The sequence below is a fragment of the Ruegeria sp. CDSC079 genome (genome assembly GCF_059610505.1).
In genome coordinates, this window is record NZ_JBXWNT010000013.1 from 1 (window position 1) to 18,870 (window position 18,870).

Genomic DNA, 18,870 nt, shown 5'->3' on the forward strand with positions numbered 1-18,870 from the left:
CAGCCCGCAAAATCAACCAACTTCCCACCCAACTCAACATGCAAACCATGCAAAGGCGTGCGCTTAATATCCGTCATTTCAGGTACCTTTCGATCAGCGGGACTGGTCACGAACAACCATGACGGTGCAATGCGCATTGCGCACCACGCGTGCCAGGTTCGGACCAATTTCATAATTCGGGAAATCGCCCTTGGTCGACGCCATGACGATCATGTCGAAGCTCTCTTTGTGAGCGAACTTCAGAATTTCGCGGTAGACGCTGCCCTCTTGGACATGGACAGCTACGCCCGCAGCGCCACCATTGTCCAAAATGGTCTGAACCGCGTTGCGCACATGTTCTCTGGCGCCCGCGCCATAATTGGCAGGCAGGTTCGGAAGCTGGATGATCTCGGGGATGACGGCGACCGCGTGCAGTTCGGCACCGTAGAATTTCGCCTGTTCCAATGCGACCGGCAATGCCTGTTTCCAGGAACGGTCGTCAGAGTGATCAATCGGCAGCAGGATTTTCGTGGCCATCACGCCTCTCCTCGAGATAGGAATTCTGTTTCAAGTCGGGGGGCCGGAATGGCCCCCCGTAGGTTTTCAGTGCCCGGTTTATTCGGCAGGCGTGCCACCCGGCTCTTCAGACTTGCCACCGGAGGCAAAGAACTCTTTCGTCAGTTTGAAGACGATGGGGCTCAGCAAGGCCAGGGCGATCAGGTTCGGGATGGCCATCATGGCGTTCAGCGTGTCAGCCAGCAGCCAGATGAAACCCAGATCCGCGGTTGCACCAAAGTAGATCATGATAATCCACAAGACGCGGTATGGCACCAAAGATTTCACACCCAACAGGAACTCGACGCATTTTTCGCCATAGAACGACCAACCGAGGATGGTGGTAAAGGCAAAGATCGACAGCGCAATGGCGATCAAGTAGCCACCAATGCCCGGCAACGACATTTCGAAGGCGGCCGAAGTCAACGCGGCACCGGATTCACCCGTGGTCCACGCACCCGAGGCGATGATTGCCAAACCGGTGATCGAGCAGACGATGATAGTGTCGATGAACGTTCCCAGCATCGCGATCAGGCCCTGGTTTACCGGACCTTTGGTTTCGGCTGCTGCGTGCGCGATCGGGGCGGAACCCAGACCGGCTTCGTTCGAAAAGACACCGCGTGCCACACCAAAGCGAATGGCGGCCCAAACGGCGGCGCCCGCAAAGCCACCTTCGGCGGCCGAGGGTGTGAAGGCGTAGGTGAAGACCAACGACACAGCATTGCCGATTTCACCGATATTGATCAACAGAACCAGCAGACCCGCGATGATATAGGCAATCGCCATGAACGGAACCAGTTTACCGGCAACGGCACCGATACGCGTGATACCACCCAAGATTACAGCGGCGGTCAGAACCATCAGCACCACACCGGTGACCGAGGTATTCAGGCCGAAATTGGCTTCGAGAACCTGTGCAACACCATTGGCTTGCACACCGTTGCCGATACCAAAGGCTGCAACTGCGCCGAACAGGGCAAATGCAACACCCAGCCAGGCCCATTTCGCACCCAGACCGTTCTTGATGTAGTACATCGGACCACCGACAAAGTTGCCCAGCTCGTCCTTCTCACGGTATTTCACCGCCAGAACAGCCTCGGCATATTTGGTGGCCATGCCCACCAGGGCGGTCATCCACATCCAGAACAAAGCGCCCGGACCGCCCAGGAAGACAGCAGTAGCAACACCGGCGATGTTACCCGTACCAATGGTCGCCGACAGCGACGTCATCAGTGCGTTGAACGGGCTGATCTGCCCATCGCCCTGACTTTCTCGACCGGCGAACAGCAGCTTAAAGCCCGTGCCGATACGCAGGATCGGCATGAATTTCAGCCCCACCTGCAGGAAGAAGCCAACGCCAAGAATGAGGACCAGCATCAGCGGCCCCCACACGACGCCATTGATGGCCCCTACGATTGAATTTAACGCTTCCATGGTATTCCTCCCTAGCGCGTTTGGATTATGCCCCGGCAGCAATCGCCCTTTGGCGAGCTTGCTTGAGGGCGGCAAAGTCTTCGTCCGCGTGGAACGACGAACGGGTCAGCGGCGTGGCTGACACGTGCAGAAAGCCCTTTGAGCGTGCGATCTGCTCAAGCTGGGCGAATTCTTCCGGTGTCCAGAACCGGTCAATCGGGTGATGTTTTGCGGTCGGCTGCAGATATTGCCCCACTGTCAGAAAATCGACCTGAGCCGCGCGCAGATCGTCCATGACCTGACGCACGTCATTCAGGCTCTCGCCCAGGCCAACCATCAAGCCGGATTTGGTAAAGATCTCGGGGTTGGCGCGCTTGGCATCGTCCAACAGACGCAGCGAAGTGTAATACCGCGCGCCCGGACGCACCGTGGGATACAGATGCGGAACCGTTTCGAGATTGTGATTGAATACGTCGGGGGCGGCCGCAAATACCAGATCGGCCGCGTCCCCTTTGCCCAGAAAGTCGGGGGTCAGAACTTCTACCGTTGTGCCGGGATTCTGGTGGCGCACAGCACGGATGGTTTGGGCAATATGTTCAGCGCCGCCATCAGCCAGATCATCCCGGTCAACCGAGGTGATCACGACATGACGCAGGCCCAGCTTTTTCACCGCAACGGCCACACGGCCGGGTTCGAACTGGTCCAGAGCGTCGGGGCGGCCAGTGGCAACGTTGCAGAAGGAACAGCCGCGGGTACAGACCTCGCCCATGATCATCATGGTGGCGTGGCGCTTGGACCAGCATTCGCCGATATTTGGGCAAGCAGCCTCTTCGCAAACGGTAGCCAGATTATGGTCACGCATCAGGCGGCGGGTTTCGTAATATTCTGAGCTTTCAACCCGTTTCTTCCGAATCCATTTCGGTTTACGCGGAATGACACTGTCAGCCTTTTTGGCTTTTTCCGGGTGGCGAGGTCGAAGCTGGATGGTCATCTGGCTGATCCTCGTTAAGCGTGAATCGCACGGCCCAGGGCGTCAAGGCAGGCCTCTTTGACCGCCTCGCCCATGGCAGGGTGCGCATGACAGGTTGCGGCAACTTCAGCAACTGTTGCGCCTTTGGTCATGGCCAGAACCAGCTCGGCAATCAGGTCGCCGCCATGCGCGCCGCAGATATGCGCGCCCAGGATTTGACCGTCATCGCCAGCCAGAACCTTGACCGCACCATCCGTTTCACCGGTCGAACGCGCCCGAGAATTGGCCATGAAGGCGAACTTGCCGACCGCGTAGTCAGTGCCAGCCTCTTTCAGCGCCTCCTCGGTCAAACCGACCGAGGCGACCTCGGGGTCGGTGTAAACCACGCCCGGAACGGTGTTGTAATCCACATGCCCGGCCTGACCGGCCAGGATTTCGACACAGGCGACGCCGTCTTCTTCGGCCTTATGCGCCAGCATAGGTCCGGGCACACAATCACCAATCGCATAGATACCGGGCACCGAGGTCTGGAACGCTCCATCGACCTCGATAAAACCGCGTTGGTTGATGGCAACGCCCAGATCTTCCAACCCCAGTCCGCGCGTCACAGGGCGGCGGCCTACAGCGATCAGGACCTTGTCGGCCTCGATCACTTCTTCCTTGTCCTTGCCAACTCGGTCCACGATCAGGGACAGGCCCGCGTCGGTTTTCCCGACCGATTTCAACGCCCTGCCCAGTTGGAATTTCAGCCCGCGCTTTGACAGGGCGCGCTGTGCCAGCTTGGCGATCTCTCCATCAATGCCGGGCAGAACACGGTCGAGATATTCAACCACCGTGACTTTGGCACCCAGACGCGCCCAGACCTGACCCAGTTCCAATCCGATGACACCGGCACCGATCACCACCAGATGATCCGGCACGGTGTCCAGCGCAATCGCCCCGGTTGAGCTGAGGATATCTTGCTCGTCAATCTCAATCCCCGGCAGCGAGGTGGGCTCGGACCCGGTGGCGATCAGGATGTTCTTTGCCTCATGGATCGTGTCGCCGACCTGAACCTGCCCTGCAGCCGGAATACTGGCCCAACCTTCGATCAGGTCGATACCGTTCTTTTTGAACAGGAATCCGATCCCTTTGGTCAGGTCACCAACGATCTTGTCCTTGCGCCCCATCATCGCGCCGATGTCGATGCTGGCCCCCTCGACCTCAATGCCATGGGAGGAGAGATGGCTGATCTCGGCATATTTGGCCGAGGAGGTCAGCAACGCTTTGGAGGGTATGCACCCCACATTCAGACAGGTCCCGCCAAGAGCACCCCGCCCCTCGACGCAAGCGACATTCATGCCCAGCTGAGCGGCACGAATGGCCGCTACATATCCGCCGGGGCCACCGCCAATAACGATCAGGTCATAGGTGCTCATGATTTAACCTCAATAGATCGGATGGCTCGCGCACAGGGCGCGGACTTTTTCACGAGTTTCTTTTTCGACGGTCGCATCCCCGTCAGAAGACTGAGCCAAAGCGTCCAGCACGTTGCCAATCAGATGACCGATCGTCGTAAACTCTTCGGGGCCAAATCCACGGCTGCATCCGGCAGCGGTGCCCAGACGAATACCACTGGTAATCGTTGGCTTTTGCGGATCGCCGGGAACACTGTTTTTGTTGCAAGTAAAACCTGCACGCTCAAGCGCGGCTTCGGCATCTTTGCCGGTCACGCCGATGGGGCGCAGATCGACCAACATCAGATGGTTCTCGGTTCCGCCAGAAACGATGTCACAGCCTCGCGCCATCATCACATTCGCCAAAGCCGCCGCGCTGTCGACTACGCGCTGCATGTAGGTTTTGAACTCAGGCTTCAAAGCTTCACCAAAGGCTACGGCCTTGCCCGCGATCACATGCATCAGCGGGCCACCCTGCAGACCCGGAAACACAGCCGAGTTGATCTTTTTGGCCAGTGTTTCATCATTGGTCAGGATGATCCCGCCGCGTGGTCCACGTAGGGTCTTATGAGTGGTCGACGTCACCACATGAGCGTGCCCAACAGGCGACGGATGCAGCCCAGTCGCCACCAGCCCCGCGATATGCGCCATATCTGCCAGCAGCCAGGCCCCAACCTTGTCAGCGATTGCCCGAAAGCGCGCAAAGTCGATTTTCTGCGAATAGGCCGATGCGCCCGCGATGATCAGCTTGGGCTTCTCAGCTTCTGCCAATGCCTCGACCTGATCATAATCAATCAGCCCGGCATCGTTCAGACCGTATTGCACCGGACGGAACCATTTGCCCGATTGCGCGGGTTTCGCGCCGTGGGTCAGGTGCCCGCCAGCATCCAGCGACATTCCCAATATCGTGTCACCGGGGCTAAGCAGCGCCAGCTTGACCGCTCCATTCGCCTGAGCACCGGAATGAGGTTGTACGTTTGCGTATTCGCACCCAAACAGTTTCTTCAACCGCTCGATAGCTTCGGATTCGACCTCGTCGACATATTCGCAGCCACCGTAATACCGGCGACCGGGATACCCTTCGGCGTATTTGTTGGTCAGCACAGACCCCTGCGCATCAATCACCGCCTGCGAGACGATGTTTTCAGATGCGATCAGTTCGATCTGATCCGCCTGACGGGCACCCTCACGGGAAATCGACGCAGAGATTACCGGATCGGCCTCAGCCAGCGACGTTTTAAACATGGTCTCCTCCCACGGTTCCGAATCCAATTCGCGAAACTTTGTTTCCTATAGTGGAATTTTCATCCTTAAGGCAACATTTTTCTTACAATGGTGAATTTGATTTTGATTGGAAATTATGCAAGCATCGATAAAACAGGGGGATTTCACGTGGCAGAAGAGAACTTAACGGATGTTTCCGGAATGGACGAACAGGACGAGGGTATGGCTCTGGGCCGCTCGATCCGCGACGCGCGCCGTGCAAAAGGCTGGACTTTGGAAGAAGCCGGTCGTGCTGCCGGGATCGGTCGATCAACCCTGTCAAAAATCGAAAACAACCAGACAAAGCCCAGCTTTGATATTGTTCGGCGGCTCACACAGGCGCTTGACCTCAGCACACCGCAGCTGTTTCTACAGTCCGGTCAATCGGGTATATCAGGCCGTCGCGATTATACGCCCAAGGGCGACGGTGAGATCAAGGACACCTCCACATATATCCATGAATTGCTGTGTTCAGAGCTGACCAGCAAACGGATGCTGCCCTATATCGCGACAATCAAGGCGCGCGACATTTCCGAATTTGAAAACTGGATTCGCCATTCTGGAGAAGAGTTCATGTTTGTCCTCAGCGGAGAGCTGACTTTTGTGTCGGAACACTACCGACCGCTGCCGATGAAAGCCGGGGACTCGCTCTATTATGACAGTGGAATGGGGCACGGCTGTATTTCAACCAGTACCGAAGATGCCCGTGTGCTTTGGGTATCGCTGGAATAGCCCACTAATAGAGTGACGTCACCCAACTTGCGAAAACCTGTACCTCGATGCGGTCTTCAGCGCCTTTGCGCTTAACCAGATAGTGCGAAGGTTGAATGGGCAGGCGGTAATCAAAAGGTGCCACCAGCAAACCCTGCTTAATGTACTCATGGGCAAAGCTTTCTAATACCATGGCCGCGCCCTGCTCCGCCGTGACGGCCTGCAGGGCCAAAAGTGACGAATCCATTCGAAGCGTTCTGGAGGGCGCGCCCAAATTGAGCGTGTATTGATCGGACAATCTCATCCAGTCATTCTCGGACCCTTTGATTGTGACGACCCGGCCCTGAGCCAGATTTTGAATGCTCAGATCTGCGCCAAAAGATGCCGCATAATCGGGATGGCAGACCGGCACCGCACATTCATGGCCCAGATGCGAGACGATCCCGTCATCCCAGTCACCATAGCCGAACCGGATATCAATATCGCTTTCTTCCTCTCCAAACCGGTTCGCCCAGACGAAGGTGGAGAGGTCCACTTTGATGTCGGGGTGCAGGTCTTCAAACTCAGCCAGTCTTGGTGCGATTACCAGCCCCGCACATGAGATGGAGGCCCGTATTTTGACCACCCGCCTGCGGGAATTGGTGAAAAGGCCGCTGGTTGCGTCTCTTAACTCGGAGAACGTCTTTTGAACCGGCATCGCATAGGCCCGCCCGATTTCGGTCAGGGCAACCCCGCGCGGCAAGCGTTCGAACAGGGATACGTTTAGATGCTTCTCTAACAACCGTATCTGTTGACTGACGGCGGCTGATGTCAGCCCCAGCTCTTCTGCTGCCGCAGAGAAACTGTTGTGACGCGCGGCAACTTCAAAAGCCCGCAACCAGGTGACATGGGGCAGTTTCGCCATTTCTTACCTTCAATGTAAATTATGCCTAATGGGTAATATACATTGTTTGTATTGACAATCATTGCGTGCAAATCATGGGGCCAATTACCCAGAACGGTTCGAGATGACGCAGACCTTCGACTATATCATCGTGGGCGCCGGATCTGCCGGCTGCGTGCTGGCAAACAAGCTGAGCGCGTGTGGCAGCCATAAAGTGTTGCTGATAGAAGCCGGTGGAACCGATCGCCGTTTCTGGATCAATGTACCGCTGGGATACGGCAAAACCTTCAACGATCCCAAGGTGAACTGGTGTTACTCGGCCCAGGCTGATCCCGGGTTGAACAATCGTCAGGCCTATTGGCCGCGCGGGCGGGTTATTGGCGGATCAAGCTCGATCAACGCCATGGCATATTTGCGAGGCCTCTCGCATGATTTTGATGACTGGGCCAAGGCAGGCGCAGAGGGTTGGAACTGGGAAACAGTACGCCAGACCTATGAGGCGATCGAGACCCATGTCGAAAGAGGCCAAACACCTTCCTCCGAGGGCGGCCCTCTCGTGGTCAGCGATGTCAGTGAGGGCATGCACCCGTTTTCGCGCCACTTTCTGGAGGCCTCACGGCAGATGGGCTGGCATATTTCTGACAATCTGAACGGTCAGGACGCCGAAGGGATGATGAGGCTGCGCAGTACTGTCAAAAACGGCCGCCGCTGGTCATCAGCAGCCGCGTTCCTGCACCCCGCCCTGAAACGTGGTAATCTGCGGGTGGTATCCAATGCTCTGGTGCAGAACGTCATTCTGGATCAAGGCAAAGCCACCGGTGTTCGCTATCGTGTCGGGGGTCAAATGGCCGAGGCCATGGCGACCCGTGAAGTTATCCTATCTGCCGGAGCCGTAAACTCGCCACAGCTCTTGCAGCTTTCAGGGATCGGGCCTGCGAACCTGTTGAAAAGGCACGGCATCAAAGTGCGCCATAACCTGTCGCAGGTTGGACAGGGATTGCAGGATCATCTTGGCATATCCCATTTCTTTCATGCGACCGAGCCGACATTGAATAATACGCTTGGCAATCGGTTGGGACAGATGTTGTCCGGTATTCGTTATCTGTTGTCCCGCAGCGGGCCACTCAGCGTCCCCGTCAACCAGGTCAGCGGCTTTGTGCGTTCGGACGAAACCGCCGAATTTGCTGACATGCAAATTTATTGCAATCCGATGTCCTATAAGACCGACTCCAAAGGACAGCCGGGCGTTGATACCGAAGCAGGCTTTCTTCTGTGCGCCCAGCCCTGCAGGCCGACAAGCAGAGGGGAGATCAACATCCGTTCGGCAGATCCCATGGATGCACCCGCCATCCAACCGAACTCTCTCTCCACAAACCATGACTGCGACATGGCTATCAAAGCGGGTCGGGTATTACAGAAACTAGCGCAGACTGAGGCGATCCGCAGTGTTACGCGGACCCGGATAGAACCAGATGTTACGCGGATGAATGACGACCAGCTGTTGGAAAATTTCCGCGCCAACGCCGGAACTATATTTCATCCAAGCTGTACATGTCGCATGGGGACATCGGAACAGGATTCAGTTCTGGATTCTCGACTGCGGGTGCATGGTGTGGCAGGCCTTAGGGTGGTCGACGCGTCCTCGTTTCCAAGCATCACCTCAGGCAACACCAATGCGCCTGTGATGATGCTGGCCGCGCGCGGCGCGGACCTCATTCTGGAAGATGCCACAAAGCGCATGAACGCTTGAAGCAGAGGGAAAGAAGACCGTCTTACAGAATATTTGGTCTGGAAAGAGGCCTCATTCCCTGATCAGGAAAAGTGCAAAGCATAGACGTTGTTCAAATACTTCTGATCGTCGATCTGAAAGTGGGTCTCTCCAATGAACTCGAAACCCTTGGCCAGATAGAACTTGATGGCCGAGGCGTTCTCAGCATTGGTCATCAGCCAGACCACATCTGCCCCCTGCTCCCGGCAATGTTCCAGCGCGGCTGCCAAAAGACGACTTCCGATGCCTTTTCCGTGATGGCGCGGCTGGACGTAGAATGTCGATATCTCCATGCCCCACCACCCGGAAATAGGGGCGCTGCGTGCAGGGGAAACACGGATTAACCCGTCAATCCCCTGGTTATTGTCGGACACCAGAACGAATTCATCCGGGTTTTGAATCTGTCCTAGGATTTTGCCTAGCGTGAATTCCGACAAGGCGAAATCTGCAAAAATCCCACTGACACCATGTTTGAGGTAGGTTCCGATCCAAACCTCAATCGAGATGGCAGCGATACTGGAGGCATCTGACTTTTCTGCAGTTCGCAATGCCAAGGCGCTTAAGTATTAAACAAGAAGTGCATCACATCGCCATCCTTGACGACATAGCCCTTGCCTTCGGCGCGCATCTTGCCTGCCTCTTTGGCGCCCTGCTCTCCATTTGCCGAAACATAGTCGTCATACGCGATCGTTTCAGCACGGATGAAACCCTTTTCGAAATCGCCATGGATGACGCCAGCTGCCTGCGGCGCGGCGGTGCCGGTGCGGATGGTCCAGGCGCGGGCCTCTTTCGGGCCGACGGTGAAATAGGTTTCCAGCTTCAGCAGGTCGTAGCCTGCGCGAATCAGACGGTCGAGACCGGGCTCTTCCAGCCCCATTTCCTCGAGGAACATCTGCGCTTCGTCCTCTTCCAGCAGGCTAATCTCTTCTTCGATCTTGGCACTGATAATGACGTGCGAGTTGCCTTGCGCTGCGGCCATTTCAGCCACACGGGCTGAATATTCATTGCCCTCGGCGGCCTCTTCTTCCGAGACGTTGCAGACATAGAGAACCGGTTTGGTGGTCAGCAGTTGCAGCATTTTCCACGCCTTGTCGTCTTCGTCGCTAACTTCGACCAGACGCGCGGGTTTGCCGTCTTCCAGCATGGCCTGCGCTTCGGCAAGCAAACGTTCCTGTTGCTGTGCCTCTTTGTCGTTGCCCTTCAGCTTGCGCACCAGATTGGCACGGCGCTTTTCGATGCTTTCCAGATCGGCCAGCATCAGTTCGGTATCAATCGTATCGGCATCCGCCACGGGATCGACGCGGCCATCGACATGGGTCACATCACCATCTTCGAAGCAGCGCAACACATGAGCGATGGCGTCAGTCTCACGGATGTTGGCCAGAAACTGGTTGCCCAACCCCTCGCCCTTTGACGCGCCCTTTACCAGGCCCGCGATATCCACAAACGTCATTCGCGTCGGGATGATCTGCTTTGAACTTGCAATCGCCGCCAGCTTGTCCAGCCGGTCATCGGGCACGGCCACATCACCCACATTGGGTTCAATGGTGCAGAACGGGAAATTCGCCGCCTGAGCAGCCGCTGTCTTGGTCAGCGCATTGAAGAGAGTTGACTTGCCCACATTCGGCAAACCCACGATTCCCATTTTAAAGCCCATCTCGGCCTCCTGAAGCGATACGACGGCGTCTTCTATTCACGTCCGGGCAAATGCGCAACCCAGACGGCGGCAACAGGTCGAGTCCCAGTTGCAACATCACTTATCTGTTAATCAAACGTGTACTTCGAATACTTGATTCTGCCACTGCCACGTCACCAACTGACAGGGAGTTGAGAAAACCAAGAAGTACTGAGATGAAAACACTTTTCTTAATGAGCACTTTGCTGGCCACCACGACCATGGCACACGGGCAGTCCATCGTATTGGGAGCAGGATATGCGGATTTCACCCACACCAGCAGCAATGATCAGGCGGTCGTGTCACTGGAATATCAGCACAGCCCGTTTCACGAAGCCACGCGCCTCAGTGCTGGCTGGGGTGTGGCCCTGACGGTGGATGCAGATGCCGACACGCATATTGGCGCCGGTTTGGTCGGTCTCTATACGATCTCTGATCGGTGGTTCGCAGAGGCCAGCGTGATGCCTGGTTACTACAACGCCTCAAATGATGACAATGATCTCGGCGGAAATTTCCAGATCCGCAGCCTTTTCGGAATTGGATATGCCCTGGAAAACGGAAACAAGCTTTCGCTGGCCATCACCCATAATTCGAACGCGAGCACGGACAGTTTCAATCCCGGCGTCAACTCAGTGTTCATGCGTTATCACTACGGGTTCTGAAGCAATCTGGCGCGGCGGGATTGATTTCCGTGCAAAGTTTCTGCACATCAGGTTCAAATCCGTATGCAAGGACCGCAGATGACCCGTATCGACGCCAAGTTCGCCGCCCTCAAGGCCGAGGGCAAAAAGGCCTTCGTATCCTACATCATGGCCGGTGACCCCGATTTCGACATCTCGCTTGAGATCGTCAGGGGCTTGCCCGGTGCCGGTGTCGACGTGATCGAACTTGGGCTGCCGTTCACCGACCCAATGGCGGATGGTCCGACCATCCAGGCAGCAGGACAACGCGCCCTAGAGGGCGGGATGACCCTGCAACGCACACTGGATCTTGCACGTGCTTTTCGGGAAACGGATGATACAACGCCTATTGTGCTAATGGGGTATTACAATCCCATCTACAGCCGCGGTGTGGAAAGGTTTCTGGCGGACGCTACTGAGGCTGGCATCGACGGCCTGATCGTCGTTGACCTGCCTCCCGAAGAAGATGACGAACTTTGTCTGCCTGCACAGGCGGCTGGATTGAATTTTATCCGCCTCGCCACGCCGACAACGGATGACAAACGGCTTCCGCGCGTTCTTCAGAACACTTCGGGATTTGTGTATTACGTCTCGATCACGGGGATCACAGGTGCAGCCGAAGCCCAGGCCACGAATGTAGGCCCCGAGGTCTCTCGGATCAAATCCGCCACGGATTTGCCAGTGATCGTGGGCTTTGGAATCAATACCCCGGAAAAATCGCGGGCAATCGCAACTGTTGCCGATGGCGCTGTGGTCGGCTCGGCCATTGTCAGCCAGATCGCCGCCGGGAAGTCGGTTGGTGAAGTTCTGGATTTTGTCAAATCGCTGGCAGATGGGGCACATTCGGCCTGATCCAACGACCGGTTTCGCAATCTTGACCGCAGTCGGCGCAACCCGGCTGCGGTTTTTCTATTGCACCTAACGTTGCGCACAGAAACGTGGCGTTGCGAGGCTTTCGAAAAATTGGTAAAGAAAAAGGACCAATCTTTCGAAAGCCGCATCTCATGCCCGTCATCACCAATATCCAAGACCTCAAACACATCTATGAACGACGCGTCCCGCGCATGTTCTTTGACTATGCCGAAAGCGGCAGCTGGACCGAGCAGACCTTTCGCGATAACAGCTCGGATTTCGAAGATATCCGCCTGCGCCAGCGAGTAGCGGTTGATATGACCGGGCGCACGACGGCGTCGCAGATGATCGGACAGGATGTTACCATGCCTGTTGCCCTTGCCCCCGTTGGTCTGACCGGCATGCAGCACGCGGATGGTGAGATCAAAGCCGCCAAAGCAGCCGAGGCTTTTGGCGTCCCCTTTACCCTGTCCACGATGTCAATCAATTCTATCGAGGAGGTGGCCGAGAACACCACTGCGCCCTTCTGGTTCCAACTCTACACCATGAAGGACCAGGACTATGTCTCTCGACTGATCCAACGCGCCAAGGATGCAAAATGTTCGGCCCTTGTGATCACCCTGGACTTGCAAATACTCGGGCAGCGCCACAAGGACCTAAAGAATGGTCTGTCCGCGCCGCCAAAGCTGACGCCCAAGACCATCGCCAATCTGATGACAAAATGGGCCTGGGGCATCGAAATGTTAGGCGCCAAACGGCGGAACTTCGGCAATATTGTTGGCCATGTTGATAATATCACTGATACAAGATCGCTGGGCACATGGACGGCGGAACAATTCGACCCCAGCCTGGATTGGGGCAAGGTTGAAAAGCTGATGAACCAATGGGGCGGCAAGGTGATCCTCAAGGGTATCCTGGATTCCGAGGATGCCAAGATGGCCGCCAAGCTGGGCGCCGATGCCATCGTGGTTTCGAACCACGGAGGTCGCCAGCTGGACGGGGCGCTCAGCTCCATTCGCGTCCTGCCCGAGATCATGGACGCCGTCGGCAATGATATCGAGGTGCATCTGGACAGCGGCATCCGATCTGGCCAGGACGTTCTGAAAGCACTGGCACTTGGCGCGAAGGGCACCTTTATCGGGCGCGCCTTTGTTTACGGTCTTGGCGCAATGGGCCAGAAAGGCGTGACCACGGCACTTGAGATCATTCAGAAAGAACTTGATACGACCATGGCGCTTTGCGGTGAACGCAATTTGAGCGATCTGGGCCGGCACAATTTGCTTGTCCCGAAAGACTTCGGAGGGAGCTGGACAGATTGATCGCGCGCATGGGGCTCTACCCCAGTCGCCCTTTGGCCGCCTCGCCCGATATATTTAGAGCCAGTTGAAGAAAGGATTCCTTGCTCCATCTGGCCGAAAATACTTCGGAGCGCGAGACGGAGCCTCGTAAAATAGACGAGCTGCAAAAACCCCTTTCCAAACCCAATGAATCAAGCTAAGGACGCGGCTTCACGCGGGTATACAGCCTTGGAGGATACCCGCCCTAACATTGGAGAAATATCATGGCTGGAGAGATTCCTGATCTCGTAGCTCTGGAACGGACGGGGACAGGCAAGGGCGCCGCTCGTCAGGCACGCCGCGATGGCATGGTTCCGGGCATTGTTTTTGGTGGCGACAAAGAGCCGCTGCCGATCCAGATCCCGTTCAACGAACTGTTCAAGCGCCTGAAAGCGGGCCGGTTCAAGTCGACATTGTGGAACCTGAAGGTTGAAGGCCAGGAAGACGTTCGCGTCATCTGCCGCGACGTTCAGCGTGACGTTGTCAAAGACCTGCCGACCCACCTGGACCTGATGCGCCTGCGTCGGACCACCAAGATCGCACTGTTTATTCCGGTTGATTTCATCAACGAGGAAGAGGCCCCCGGCATCAAGAAAGGCGGCGTTCTGACCGTTGTCCGTCCTGAGGTCGAGCTGATGTGTACCGCTGGTGAGATTCCTGAGAAGATCACCGTTGATCTGACCGGTCTGAACATCAACGACGTTGTCACCATCTCGTCGGTCGATCTGCCTGCTGGCACCAAGCCGACCATCGACCGTGACTTTGTGATCGCCAACATCTCGGCCCCAACCGGCCTGGCTACAAGCGATGACGAAGATGGCGAAGAGGGTGATGTTGCACCCGATGAAGTCGAAGTCGTCGGAAGCGAAGAAGAATAAGGCCGGATCCAAAGTTTCGGTTTTTGTGACGGGGCCCCATTGGGGTCCCGTTTTCTTTTGCCCATTGGGCTGGAAAATCGGCCCCGATCCGTGCCATCAACCAGTTGCGATATCGCGCTTGAGACAAGGACATGACGATGAAGCTGTTTGTCGGCCTGGGAAATCCCGGATCAAAATATGCTCGAAACCGGCACAATATTGGCTTTATGGCCGTTGACCGGATCGCCGAGGATTGCGGCTTTGGTCCTTGGAAATCCAAATTTCAGGCCGAAATCGCCGAAGGGCGGCTGGGTCAAGAAAAGGTTTTGCTTATCAAGCCTCAGACCTTCATGAACCGGTCCGGTCAATCGGTGGGCGAGGCCATGCGGTTTTACAAGTTGGATTCGACCGACGTCACTGTCCTACATGATGAATTGGATCTGGCGCCGGGTAAGGTCCGCGTCAAGGCAGGCGGAGGCCATGCCGGTCACAACGGGCTTCGGTCGATCCACGAACATATCAGCCCAGCCTATGATCGGGTGCGCCTTGGGATCGGTCATCCCGGGCGGAAAGAATTGGTTTCGCCATATGTCTTGGGCGATTTCGCAAAGGCTGACAACGACTGGTTGGAAGATGTCCTGCGCGGCGTTGCAGATGGCGCAAGGCACCTGGCGAATGGCGATGGCGGTAAGTTCATGAACGCCGTTGCCCAGCGAACGGCACCGCCGCGTTCGTCCAAGTCACCGTCCGAGCACCCAAAACCAGCGGCCCAGACCATTACCGAACCCGCCGAGGACAGCAGGTCTGCCATGCAGAAGCTGATGGACAAGTTCAAATAGCGCCCTTTGCCGTTGCCCCTACGTCCGGATTGCGGAATGTTCCCGGGCAGGCTCCAATACCGGCAATCATGGGAGGCGACAAATGAGAGCTTTGTTTAAATGGGTGCTGCGTATCGCGCTGATGCTTGTGCTGGCAGCCGCCGTTGTCGGGTTCTGGAAACGCGAGGAAATTCAACGCTTGATGGCGGTGAACTCATTGTTTTCCCCCGAAAAGATCGTTCACAACTTCTCGCATATGGATGCAGCTTTCAAAACCGTCAACTTGCCGCGCGGGGATGGGGCCACATGGGAATTGCCTTACGGGCCCGGGTTTGACCTGCCAGCAGGCACGGATCAATGGATCGAAGACCGGTCGGTCACATCCTTGCTTGTGATGCAGGGCGGGCAGATCCGGTTTGAGGAATACTATCTGGGCACCACACCAGACGATCGACGCATTTCGTGGTCGGTTGCCAAAAGCTATCTTTCTGCATTGTTCGGCATATTGCTGGACGAAGGCGCAATCGCCTCATTGGACGATCCTGTCGTGCAATACGTGCCCAAACTAAAAGGCACGGCCTATGATGGTACGACGATTCGCAACGTGTTGAACATGGCCAGCGGTGTGACCTTCAACGAGGATTATCTGGATTACAATTCTGACATCAACCGGATGGGTCGAGTGGTCGCCTTAGGCCGAGAACTGGACGATTTTGCCGCCTCGCTGCAGGACAGTTTCGCAACACCCGGAGAAACCTGGAAATACGTGTCAATCGACACCCATGTTATCGGTATGGTGGTCCGAGGAGCAACCGGTCGCAGCGTGGCCGAACTGCTTACAGAGCGCATTGTACAGCCACTTGGGCTGGAGCGGGATGGCTATTACGTGACCGACGGGGCCGGAGTTGCCTTTGTTCTGGGGGGCTTGAATTTCACCACCCGCGACTATGCGCGTTTCGGTCAGATGATCCTGCAAAACGGGGTTCATGATGGGCAGCAACTAGTACCGGCTGAATGGATCGCCGCTTCGGTCCTGCCCAGTGCCCCGACCGCATCGGGCAAGATCGGCTATGGATATCAGTGGTGGATTCCCGTGGGCGCGCATGAGGGCGAGTTCATGGCCCGCGGCGTCTATGGTCAGTATATCTATTTCGACCAGCCGCGCGGGGTGCTGATCGTGTCCACCGGGGCCGATCGCAAGTTTCGAGACCCTGGCGTGAATGAGATCAACATAGAAATGTTCCGCAAGATTGCGCAAAGCCTGTAAGATGCTCTTATGCAGAAACAGGAAAGCATAAATGTTCTGGGGGGCGTGCTCGCCCCTTGCTCCCGCGATCCGCTGACTGGGTTCTTTCGCGATGGCGCCTGCAATACCTGCCCCGAGGATCAGGGCAGCCACACGGTTTGCGCGGTAATGACGGTCGAGTTTCTGGCCTATTCGAAATATGTCGGCAATGACCTCAGCACGCCGCGCCCCGAGTTTAATTTTCCCGGGCTGCGCGCCGGTGACAGCTGGTGTTTATGTGCGGGTCGCTTCCTGCAAGCCCATGACGAAGGATGCGCGCCCAAGGTTCATCTTGAGGCGACACATCAACGGGCGCTGGACATCGTGCCTCTGCGCATTCTCAACCAACACGCGGTTCAGGACTAGGCAGACCGGCCCGGGATCACCCGGACCGGCCCTTATTCGGGATCAATCCCGCAATTTCACAAGGTCAGACATCAGACCCTCGGTTCCGTTATGAACCGTCAGCCGCTCGACCTTGCCGGCGATGGTTTCCAGCGCTTCCAGCTCTTTCAGTCGCAGCATCACCGGGTTTTCCGCCATCACTTTCGCGGTGTTCAGCAAAGACCGCGTGGCGTTGGTTTCTTCCCTCCGCCGGATGACGTTTGCCTCGGCCTGTTTCTCGGCCGCGACCACGGCGGTCAGGATTTCGCGCATCTCGCCGGGCAGGATGACGTCTTTCAACGCGATCTCACCCACTTCGATGCCGATCCCGGCCATTTGTGTCCGCACCCGATCCGCAGCCTCGGTGTCAACGCCCACCTTCTCGGCAAGTAGCCGGTCAAGCGTCATCGACCCAAGGGTCTTCCGGAACGCCAGTTGCAGGGCCCGGTGCAGGGCCTGATCAAAATCCTTCACCGCCCCCATCGCCTTGACCGGATCGACGACCCGGTAATCGGCGCTGAGGTTGACCCGGATGGTCACCCGGTCCTTGGTCAGTATCTCTTGACCCGTTACCTCATGGGTTCGTTGCCGCAGGTCGATCTGCTTGACCTCGACGTTCCGGCCCACCTTCCAGAAGGCATGAGCGCCGGGGTTCAGCCGATCCACCAGCACGCCATCCACCGTCAGCAAACCGACATGCCCTTCGGCAATCTCGACCCGCGTCAGGTGCATCTGCAGCCCCACCCGAACCAGCCGCTGCGCGACTGCTTTGTGCACAACCATGGACTCGGTCAGCGCGTGTTGCTCAACGGCCCAGGGGCCGGCATCCTTCCAAACTAGCGCCCGTACTTCGGGAATCAGCACTCGAGCGGGCACGCCATCCCGAAGCAGAACCAGAACCTCGTTGGGCCCTGCCCGAAACTCGGTCAGGTGCGCCTCGGCCAGTTCGGGCCGGTTCTGCATCAGCGCCCGCTCATAGGGCGACACGAAAAAGAGAGCCTCCAGATCGTGCAGCTCGGTCAGCACATCCCTGCGTGGCAGCCGGTGTTTCCCGGGGCCGAGGATGGTGTCAATTACCCCCTTGCGCAAAACCAGCACCCGCTGGGTCTCGGTCAGGGTCAGCCGTTGATGACCAGTCAGCCGGTCGATCAGATCTTGGAATAGTGTCATTTCATTTCTCCTTTTCGTCTCGCTCTATCGTCGTCGCAAAAGCGAACTCCTTTTCATGTTTTCAGTGGGTTGCACCCCGATTGGGTGACAGGTGTGAAGCCTTCGGATAAAGGCTGTGAAAGACCGGGCATCCCCCGCGCCGTGCCCTTTTGCGAGAGGGTCAGAGAGAGGGGCGCGGGACCAATGCGCCGCCTGTTCCCAAGGGATCAAGCGGGGCGTCAATCCGGCGACACCGTCATCTGCCCTCCGGCCCAAGACCAGAGCAGCGAAGACCCCTGCCCCGCCCGGCCAAAGCCTGACGTAGCGCGGTGCCACCCCTGCTGGGGAACACCCGGACCTTAATGATTTGGACCGTTTTCACGGACCGGCGTTGAAGGCCGGTGCTGACCTAACAGCGTTTGTTCAAATGGCGGGACTCGAACCCGCTACACATCGATTAACAGTCGATTGCTCTAACCAGAATGAGCTACATTTGGAGCTTTGGAAGGAGTCGAACCTTCGCTCACAGACTTGCCATCTGCCGCTCTTCCACCTGAGCTACAAAGCATGTACCAATCCCCGGTTTCGGCCCTGGCATACGGTTTCGGCAGCGCCGTCCGCACCGAGAGAGTGATCACCTCTGCTCGCTAGGGTCCGGCCCGTTTTGACCGGTAACGGCGGGTTTAGGCGAAGAGGCAGGATTCGCTCAATGATATTCTGAGAGGTGGAAATGCACCTGTGGCGGGTGCGCAACAAAATTACCCAGCTGCGCAACATTCGAAAAGCCGCAGGCTGGAAACCAAAGCTGCACACCGTTCAAAGGCACACAGCTTTTGTCAGAAATTTCAAATTTTA

At 56.8% G+C, this 18,870-nt stretch carries 18 protein-coding genes and 1 tRNA gene; 9 read left to right on the top strand and 10 right to left on the bottom strand.

Annotated elements, in window-relative coordinates; all coding sequences use genetic code 11:
• Positions 1–93 precede the first annotated feature (93 nt).
• From AC2FIC_RS19395 to glyA, 5 genes are all read right to left on the bottom strand, one after another.
• Positions 94–516, bottom strand: a complete 423-nt coding sequence (locus AC2FIC_RS19395; RefSeq protein WP_282022287.1) for a universal stress protein — start codon at positions 514–516, stop codon at positions 94–96.
• A 78-nt stretch (positions 517–594) separates the two neighbouring features.
• Positions 595–1,968, bottom strand: a complete 1,374-nt coding sequence (locus AC2FIC_RS19400) for an alanine/glycine:cation symporter family protein (protein WP_282022286.1) — start codon at positions 1,966–1,968, stop codon at positions 595–597.
• Between the two features lie 25 nt (positions 1,969–1,993).
• Positions 1,994–2,938: a lipoyl synthase gene (lipA, locus tag AC2FIC_RS19405; protein ID WP_496692962.1), complete on the bottom strand. Its 945-nt coding sequence runs from the start codon at positions 2,936–2,938 to the stop codon at positions 1,994–1,996.
• Between the two features lie 14 nt (positions 2,939–2,952).
• A complete protein-coding gene (lpdA, locus tag AC2FIC_RS19410) occupies positions 2,953–4,335 on the bottom strand; it encodes a dihydrolipoyl dehydrogenase (protein ID WP_496692961.1) in 1,383 nt (460 codons plus the stop codon).
• 9 nt (positions 4,336–4,344) lie between these two features.
• Positions 4,345–5,598 carry a serine hydroxymethyltransferase gene (gene glyA / locus AC2FIC_RS19415; RefSeq protein WP_496692960.1) on the bottom strand — a complete coding sequence of 418 codons (1,254 nt, stop codon included), beginning with the start codon at positions 5,596–5,598 and terminating at the stop codon, positions 4,345–4,347.
• 180 nt (positions 5,599–5,778) lie between these two features.
• Here glyA and AC2FIC_RS19420 point away from each other — a divergent pair, with 180 nt between their 5' ends.
• Positions 5,779–6,348 carry a helix-turn-helix domain-containing protein gene (locus AC2FIC_RS19420; RefSeq protein WP_185956736.1) on the top strand — a complete coding sequence of 190 codons (570 nt, stop codon included), beginning with the start codon at positions 5,779–5,781 and terminating at the stop codon, positions 6,346–6,348.
• 4 nt (positions 6,349–6,352) lie between these two features.
• Here AC2FIC_RS19420 and AC2FIC_RS19425 read toward each other — a convergent pair whose 3' ends face one another.
• Entirely contained in the window at positions 6,353–7,231 is an 879-nt protein-coding gene (locus AC2FIC_RS19425) for a LysR substrate-binding domain-containing protein (RefSeq protein WP_496692959.1), read from the bottom strand.
• Between the two features lie 103 nt (positions 7,232–7,334).
• On the opposite strand from AC2FIC_RS19425, the gene AC2FIC_RS19430 reads away from it, so the two are divergent.
• Positions 7,335–8,960, top strand: coding sequence for a GMC family oxidoreductase (locus AC2FIC_RS19430; RefSeq protein ID WP_496692958.1), 1,626 nt, complete (start codon positions 7,335–7,337; stop codon positions 8,958–8,960).
• Between the two features lie 62 nt (positions 8,961–9,022).
• On the opposite strand, the gene AC2FIC_RS19435 is transcribed toward AC2FIC_RS19430, so the two are convergent.
• The gene (locus tag AC2FIC_RS19435) at positions 9,023–9,526 is read right to left on the bottom strand and encodes a GNAT family N-acetyltransferase (protein WP_496692957.1); all 504 of its coding nucleotides are present in this window, start codon (positions 9,524–9,526) and stop codon (positions 9,023–9,025) included.
• Positions 9,527–9,537: 11 nt separating this feature from the next.
• Entirely contained in the window at positions 9,538–10,635 is a 1,098-nt protein-coding gene (gene ychF / locus AC2FIC_RS19440) for a redox-regulated ATPase YchF (RefSeq protein ID WP_496692956.1), read from the bottom strand.
• Between the two features lie 212 nt (positions 10,636–10,847).
• Between ychF and AC2FIC_RS19445 the strand changes: the two genes are divergently transcribed.
• From AC2FIC_RS19445 to AC2FIC_RS19475, 7 genes are all read left to right on the top strand, one after another.
• Entirely contained in the window at positions 10,848–11,315 is a 468-nt protein-coding gene (locus AC2FIC_RS19445; protein WP_496870205.1) for an acyloxyacyl hydrolase, read from the top strand.
• A gap of 78 nt (positions 11,316–11,393) precedes the next feature.
• Positions 11,394–12,185, top strand: coding sequence for a tryptophan synthase subunit alpha (trpA, locus tag AC2FIC_RS19450; RefSeq protein ID WP_496870206.1), 792 nt, complete (start codon positions 11,394–11,396; stop codon positions 12,183–12,185).
• A gap of 152 nt (positions 12,186–12,337) precedes the next feature.
• A complete protein-coding gene (locus tag AC2FIC_RS19455; RefSeq protein ID WP_496692955.1) occupies positions 12,338–13,504 on the top strand; it encodes an alpha-hydroxy acid oxidase in 1,167 nt (388 codons plus the stop codon).
• A 242-nt stretch (positions 13,505–13,746) separates the two neighbouring features.
• Entirely contained in the window at positions 13,747–14,400 is a 654-nt protein-coding gene (locus AC2FIC_RS19460) for a 50S ribosomal protein L25/general stress protein Ctc (protein ID WP_496692954.1), read from the top strand.
• Between the two features lie 137 nt (positions 14,401–14,537).
• Positions 14,538–15,218, top strand: coding sequence for an aminoacyl-tRNA hydrolase (gene pth, locus AC2FIC_RS19465; RefSeq protein WP_496692953.1), 681 nt, complete (start codon positions 14,538–14,540; stop codon positions 15,216–15,218).
• Between the two features lie 82 nt (positions 15,219–15,300).
• Complete coding sequence (locus tag AC2FIC_RS19470) at positions 15,301–16,464, top strand: serine hydrolase domain-containing protein (RefSeq protein ID WP_496692952.1); 1,164 nt, start codon at positions 15,301–15,303, stop codon at positions 16,462–16,464.
• A gap of 9 nt (positions 16,465–16,473) precedes the next feature.
• Positions 16,474–16,848, top strand: coding sequence for a DUF2237 family protein (locus AC2FIC_RS19475; protein ID WP_142639459.1), 375 nt, complete (start codon positions 16,474–16,476; stop codon positions 16,846–16,848).
• Between the two features lie 42 nt (positions 16,849–16,890).
• Here the strand turns inward: AC2FIC_RS19475 and AC2FIC_RS19480 are convergent, their stop codons facing one another.
• Positions 16,891–18,036: a slipin family protein gene (locus tag AC2FIC_RS19480; RefSeq protein ID WP_496692951.1), complete on the bottom strand. Its 1,146-nt coding sequence runs from the start codon at positions 18,034–18,036 to the stop codon at positions 16,891–16,893.
• Positions 18,037–18,437: 401 nt separating this feature from the next.
• Positions 18,438–18,512 (bottom strand) — tRNA-Asn (locus tag AC2FIC_RS19485).
• Between the last annotated feature and the right edge of the window lie 358 nt (positions 18,513–18,870).